Source organism: Sulfitobacter sp. 1A15299, assembly GCF_043556915.1.
Taxonomy (GTDB): domain Bacteria; phylum Pseudomonadota; class Alphaproteobacteria; order Rhodobacterales; family Rhodobacteraceae; genus Sulfitobacter.
In genome coordinates this window covers 1-6244 of sequence record NZ_JBIFFJ010000060.1, presented here as the reverse complement: position 1 = coordinate 6244, position 6244 = coordinate 1, and the positions used below count along the sequence as shown (strand labels likewise).

The 6244-nt window shown below is 55.8% G+C and carries 4 protein-coding genes and 1 pseudogene; all 5 read left to right on the top strand.

The genetic code is table 11. The features are described 5' to 3' along the window. Nucleotides 1-113: 113 nt before the first annotated feature. Nucleotides 114-1022, top strand: coding sequence for a recombinase family protein (locus ACGYK7_RS18865; RefSeq protein ID WP_152467450.1), 909 nt, complete (start codon nucleotides 114-116; stop codon nucleotides 1020-1022). Nucleotides 1023-1364: 342 nt separating this feature from the next. Beyond that, on the top strand, nucleotides 1365-2564 hold the full coding sequence (gene repA, locus ACGYK7_RS18860; protein WP_152467390.1) for a plasmid partitioning protein RepA: 1200 nt from the start codon (nucleotides 1365-1367) through the stop codon (nucleotides 2562-2564). After that, on the top strand, nucleotides 2564-3532 hold the full coding sequence (gene repB, locus ACGYK7_RS18855) for a plasmid partitioning protein RepB (RefSeq protein ID WP_232237241.1): 969 nt from the start codon (nucleotides 2564-2566) through the stop codon (nucleotides 3530-3532). Before repA ends, repB begins: the two co-directional genes overlap by 1 nt. Nucleotides 3533-3770: 238 nt before the next feature. Then, entirely contained in the window at nucleotides 3771-4826 is a 1056-nt protein-coding gene (gene repC, locus ACGYK7_RS18850) for a plasmid replication protein RepC (protein ID WP_152467388.1), read from the top strand. 110 nt (nucleotides 4827-4936) lie between these two features. After that, nucleotides 4937-6020: pseudogene (locus ACGYK7_RS18845) on the top strand (IS3 family transposase); the annotation flags it as partial. Between the last annotated feature and the right edge of the window lie 224 nt (nucleotides 6021-6244).

Sequence of the window (6244 nt, the reverse complement as noted above, 5' to 3'; positions counted from 1 at the left end):
GCTTATATCCATGAGGCCAACATACCGGACCTCGTTCGCCACTGGAGAGCGACCGCCGCAATCACACCATGTCGTTTATTAGCGATACCTTAAATTGCAAACGGCCCGATTTCATGCCCCTGATAGGCTACGCCCGTGTTTCCACAGAGGATCAGACCCCCCTGCCCCAGTCTGAGGCCCTGCAAACTGCGGGTTGCGTCGAGATCTTTGAAGAGCACGCCTCGGGCGGCAATCGCGCGCGACCGGTGCTGGCACGCGTGCTCGAACGCGTCCAGAGCGGCGATACGCTGGTCGTTGTGCGGATCGACCGGCTTGCGCGGTCTCTGTCGCACTTGCTGGAGGTGATCGAACGTCTGGAGGCCAAGGGCGCCTTCTTCCGCTCCCTGCAGGATCCCATCGACACCGCATCCCCGCAAGGCAAGTTCACGCTGCAGGTTCTGGGTGCCGCGGCCGAGTTCGAGCGCGCGCTGATACGTGAGCGCACAAAGGCTGGGCTTGCCTCTGCGCGCGCCAAGGGTCGCGTTGGTGGCAATCCTGGGCTACGCGCCAAGGATCCCGCCGCGCTGCGCAAGGTGCGGCTGGCGCGACAGGACGGCTACATGGAGCGCCTGAACGAAACCGCGCAGGATTGGGTGCCACATGTGCGCCGCCTGCGGCCGGATATGGCCTGGGAAGACCTGCTGCGGATCATCAATGGCCGACTGTCCCCAGATCGCCATTGGACACAAAGCCGACTGCTCCGCGCTGTGAAGGCCTATGTCAGAGACGGTTTCCTTCCTGCCGAGGTGCTTGGCCGCGCCGGACGCCGCGAAACCAATGACCGCCTGCCGGCCATCGTCGCAGCGATCAAAGGCGCGGACCCCGAAATCACGCTGCAGGCGATCTGCGACCGGCTGGAATCGATGCGCGAACGGACCCCTCGAGGTCGTACCAGCTGGCAGCCGTCTTCGGTCAAAATGTTGCTCGAACGCGCGGAGCGGCTTGGCCTAATTTCATCAGAATCGGCTCACTCCCAACTGTAACTAGCAGAGGCTCAAACAGCTGAATCTATCGCTCCAAACACTGTCAGAAGGTCAATTGTGCCATTGGTTGCATGGGTTTAGCCAATACCGTCCAAACAATCCTCATGAGCGGCTTGAAGCACGGTCTTGTGGACTTATTGCCGTAAAATCAACAACTTGCGGTTATCTTGATGTGACTGTACGTATTGGTGCTGTGGATAACTTTCACACTACATCTAGATTCTTCTTGCCGGACTCACTTGATCGTGGCATTCCCGTTCTGACGGCAAAACGCGTCAGACGCGCTGTACACCGTCAGAATGACCAAGAGCCTCAACAGAGGCCGAGAGTGGGCGGCAGGACATGGATGATCGTAACGTTGGATACGCGCAAGGCATAGGCTCTTCCGACATCGGAGCATTTGCCGACAATCTGGCTGAATCTTTGGATCGCCAGATGAAGATCGCTTTCGAGCCCGAAGAACGAAAGTCCCTGCGCCGTTTCAGTTCTACCGAAGTTGCCAGCCTCCTGCGCGTGAGCACATCTAACCTGCGCAACCGGCACAAGGACGGCAGCTTCCCGGAAGTTCAAACAGACAACCGCGGACACCGGTTCTACACAGCCCAGGAGATCGATAAGCTGCGCGACATTCTGGGGCGCACCGGAAAGAATGCAGAAAGCTACCGCCCTGGTCGACGTGACGGCGATCGTCTCCAGGTGATATCTGTCGTCAATTTCAAAGGCGGATCATCAAAAACAACAGCAACGATCCATCTTGCACAACGGTATGCTTTGCGAGGTTACCGAGTGTTGGTCTTGGATCTCGATCCGCAGGCAAGTTTGACCACCTTTTTCGGCTTTCGGCCTGAGCTCGAGTTCGCTGAAGGCGGCACAATCTATGATGCCCTGAGATATGAGGAACAAGTTCCGCTCTCGGCCGTTATCCAAAAAACTTACTTCCATAAGCTCGATATGGTCCCAGCGGGCCTAATGCTCTCGGAATACGAAACTGAGACGGCAAACGCCCTCGCCCGCCGGGTGCAGCCCATATTTGCGGAGCGTCTCGCCTTAGCGCTTGAGGAAGTAGAGGCGAATTACGACATCGTTCTGATCGACTGTCCACCTCAACTTGGTTTTCTTACCCTAACGGCGTTGGCAGCCTCGACGGGGCTCCTGGTAACGGTGGTACCAGGCATGCTCGACATTGCTTCTATGAGCCAGTTCCTCAAGCTTGCTTCGGAAACGGTGAAGGCTGTCGAAGAAGCCATTGGCCGGCGCGTTACCTGGGACTTCGTTAAGTTCTTGATAACGAGATACGAGCCTTCGGACGGGCCTCAGACGCAAATGGCGGGCTACCTGAGATCGATCTTGGCCGGTCAGGTCATGACTGAGCCAATGCTGAAGTCTACAGCAATCTCGGACGCCGGCATGACCCAGCAAACCGTCTACGAAGTTGATCCGAGCCAGTTCATCAGGAAAACGATTGATCGCGCTCTGACCAGCGTGAACGGCGTTGGCGATGAGTTGGAACAAACAATCCAAATGGCATGGGGGCGTCGCTGATGGCCCGAAATATCTTCAATCAGCCTCCAAAGGACGAGAAGCAGAGCGCGGCCCCCTCCCCTACCCCGCCAAAAGCGGCAAAACTGCCAGGATCTGTTGGCGGATTGCGCGACTCTTTGCGCGAGATTACCGCGAATTCCATTCGGGACATCGAGCCCGATCAGATTGACATGGATGGTCTGCGCGATCGGTTGGTACTGGAGGATTCCAGTATTGATGAGTTGGCCGAAAGCATTCGCAAGCATGGGCAACAAGTGCCAATTATGGTCCGTCCATCGGCCCAACCGGACAGATACCGTATCATCTACGGCCGACGCAGACTTGCAGCGATCCGCATGGTCGGCGGAACGGTCAAGGCGATCGTTCGAACCTTGGATGACGACGCATCTCTGATCGCACAGGGCCAAGAGAACAACCTCCGACTAGACCCGTCTTTCATCGAGAAATCTCTTTTTATCAAAGAGATGCAGGAATCAGGTTACAAGCCAAACGTTATTCAGGATGCTCTAGGCTTGACACGGCAGGGCGTATCCAACCATCGCGTCGTCATAGAGCAACTGCCAGAAGGGCTTGTACAGCTGATCGGGCCGGCACATGGCATCGGACGACGGCAGTGGGGTGACCTGGCCGCGTTCTCAAAAAAGATAGATCTGGTGAACACGGCCAAAGAGGCAATTGCCGCCCTGCCCGACGACACTCCAAGCGCGGAGAAGTTTCAGGCAGTCTACTCGGCTTGCTCGAACAAGGCGCGTAGCGACAAGAAGCAAGCCAACCGCAGCCTAACGTCCGTCGTCAAAGACGGGGACGGTAGCTCCGTGGGAACACTGACAGTCGATCAGAAAACGATCGCCATCAAGATCGCCAAGAAGGACAACCCAGAATTCGGCCGATGGTTCGAAGAGCGCGCGGAGGCAACGCTTTTGCAGCTCTTCAAACAGTGGCGGAATGAGAGCGGCTCTGGGTCCTAACCCAAGCCACACCGAGTAACGCGAGCAGAGGAGAAAAGCGAAGACCAGAAAGAAAAGAGCCCCCCAAAGTTTCCCCTGGAGAGCCCTCATCATTCGATTAGCACTCATGATGTAGCAACCTCCAGCAAACTGGTCAAGAGTCACCGATTCGGTGGACGGATTTTTATTGCCTTTTCCTGAGCGAAATCTTGGGAAGAGACAGGGAAGTTGTGGGCCGAACGGTCGTCGTGAACAAACCATGGCATTTACAAAACTATCGATCAGAACCGATGGTGCTGATGCATCTTGCGGCTCAATTTCTGCGGCTGAAACCGACATCTGGACCATCTTCAGGGCACTGAGAGATGCACGTAGCGTATTCGGTCTGCGTCCTGGCCATATCCAAACACTTCAAGCCATGCTCAGTTTCTTGAAGCCCGGCCATGGGGAAACGGTTTTCGCGTCCAACGACTCGATTTGCCAGCGCGTCGGCGGTATCGACGAACGGACCCTTCGCAGACACATCAACCGTTTCGTTGAACTCGGTTTCATCAAGCGCAATGACAGCTCGAACCGAAAGCGCTACCGCGTTCGCTCGTCCAGCGGGGAATGCATCAGTTATGGACTATCTCTAACCCCCCTCCTCCAACGTGCGAACGAGCTTATCGCCATAGCACATGAGATGGAAAATAACCGGCGGGATCGGATATTTGCCCGCAAACAGATCCTCACAAAACTCGCCCACTTGGAAGAGCATGATCCCAGCAACACATTCATCAGCCACGCACGGAGAGCTCTACGCAGGAAGCTGAGCCTTCCTGAATACCACGCGCTACTCGCAGACACAGACAGAGAATGCCAGAGTTTACATACCCCAGATGACCCACCAGAAACTGTAGAATTGCCCGCCAATGACGGACAAACTGTCCGGCACCAATCTAAGTCTGAAGAAGAAAAAAAAGATTTAGATAGCAACATAGGCAATGAAGCTCTGAAACCAGACTTGCTAACCTCAGTTTGCGATCAAGCGACGTCGTTCTCCACAGAGAGACTTAGAAACTGGTTGGAAATTGAAAACCATGCTCGAACACTTGCACCCATGATGGGGATTCACCCAGATACATTCGAAAAAGCCAAGAATGCAGTCGGAGCTCAGAAAGCGTCATGCGCGATCTTCATCATGCTACAACTTGGAAAACGTATCAGGGACTTTGGAGCGTATTTTCACAGTATTACCTTGGGCCAACGTCAAGACCAGTTTGATCCAATGGCTTTGATCAAGCGTCTATCCAAAACTGCTATGCAAACCGCCTAGTGTCCACCGCGGTGGACGTCTGACCGGCAACTAGTCCAATGGTAATACCCACCGATCTAAAGGAGATGCGGAAGAAAAATTTTCTCGGCAGGATGAACGAGGAGATTCCGATGAAGAAGACACGATTCACCGAGGCGCAGATCATGGGCGTGCTGCGCCAGATGGAGGGCGTTGTGCCTGCCGCCGAACTGTGCCGGGAACATGGCATGAGCAGCGCCACGCTGTACAAATGGCGGGCGAAGTACGGCGGCATGGACGCCAGCCTGATTAGCGAGATGAAGGCGATGGCCGAGGAGAACCGACGCCTGAAGCGCATGTATGCCGACGTCAGCATGCAGAATGACCTCCTGAAGGAGGCGCTTGGAAAAAATGAGACGGCGAGCTCAGCGCCGAGAGTTGGCCGTGAAAGCGGTGGCGATGAAGGGGGTCAGCATTGCGCTGGCGTGCCGGGCGTTCGACGTCAGTGAGACCTGCTATCGGTACAGCCCCAACCTAGACGATGAGAACGAGCAAATCGCGGATCTGCTATTGGGGCTGACAGCAGCGAAGAAGAGCTGGGGCTTCGGTCTGTGCTTTCTCTACCTGCGCAACGTCTAGGGGCATGGCTGGAACCACAAGCGGGTGTATCGGATCTACCGCGAGTTGGAACTGAACCGCAGGATCAAGCTGCGCAAACGGATGAAGCGGGACAAACCTGATGAGCTGGCTGTGCCGGACGCACCGAACGAGGTGTGGTCGATGGACTTCATGGCGGATCGCCTCGGCGACGGTCGCCAGTTTTCGCTGTTGAATGTCCTGGATGATTTCAACCGCGAGGGCTTGGGCATCGAGATCGACTTCTCGCTGCCTGCTGAGCGGGTCGTGCGGGCGCTGAACCAGATCATCGAATGGCGCGGTGCTCTTGGAACAATTTGTTTCGATAAGGGCCCGGAATACATCAGCGGCACCCTCATGGAATGGGCTGAGAACAAGGGCATCACCCTGTCTTATATCCAACCCGGCAAGCCCCAGCAGAATGCCTATGTCGAGCGCTACAACCGGACGGTCCGGCACGAATGGCTGGACCTTTACATTTTCGAAAGCATTGAGGCGGTTCAGCAGATTGCCACGGAGTGGCTCTGGTCTTACAACCACGAACGGCCCAACATGGGTAACGGCAGGATGACCCGCGGTCTTTCCACACGCATCATAGCTACCGAGCCAAATTCCAATAGGGCGCTTCTGCGCGGTCATTCCGTGTTTCTCCGACCGGCCGATGTCCACCGCGGTGGACAGATCCGGCACCAAGTCTCACAACTCACATGCGTGACAGCCGTTCTTCGTCATCCACAACTTCCAAAGAACATGGTGTGATTGCGGCGGTCGCTCTCCAGTGGCGAACGAGGTCCGGTATGTTGGCCTCATGGATATAAGCCGTG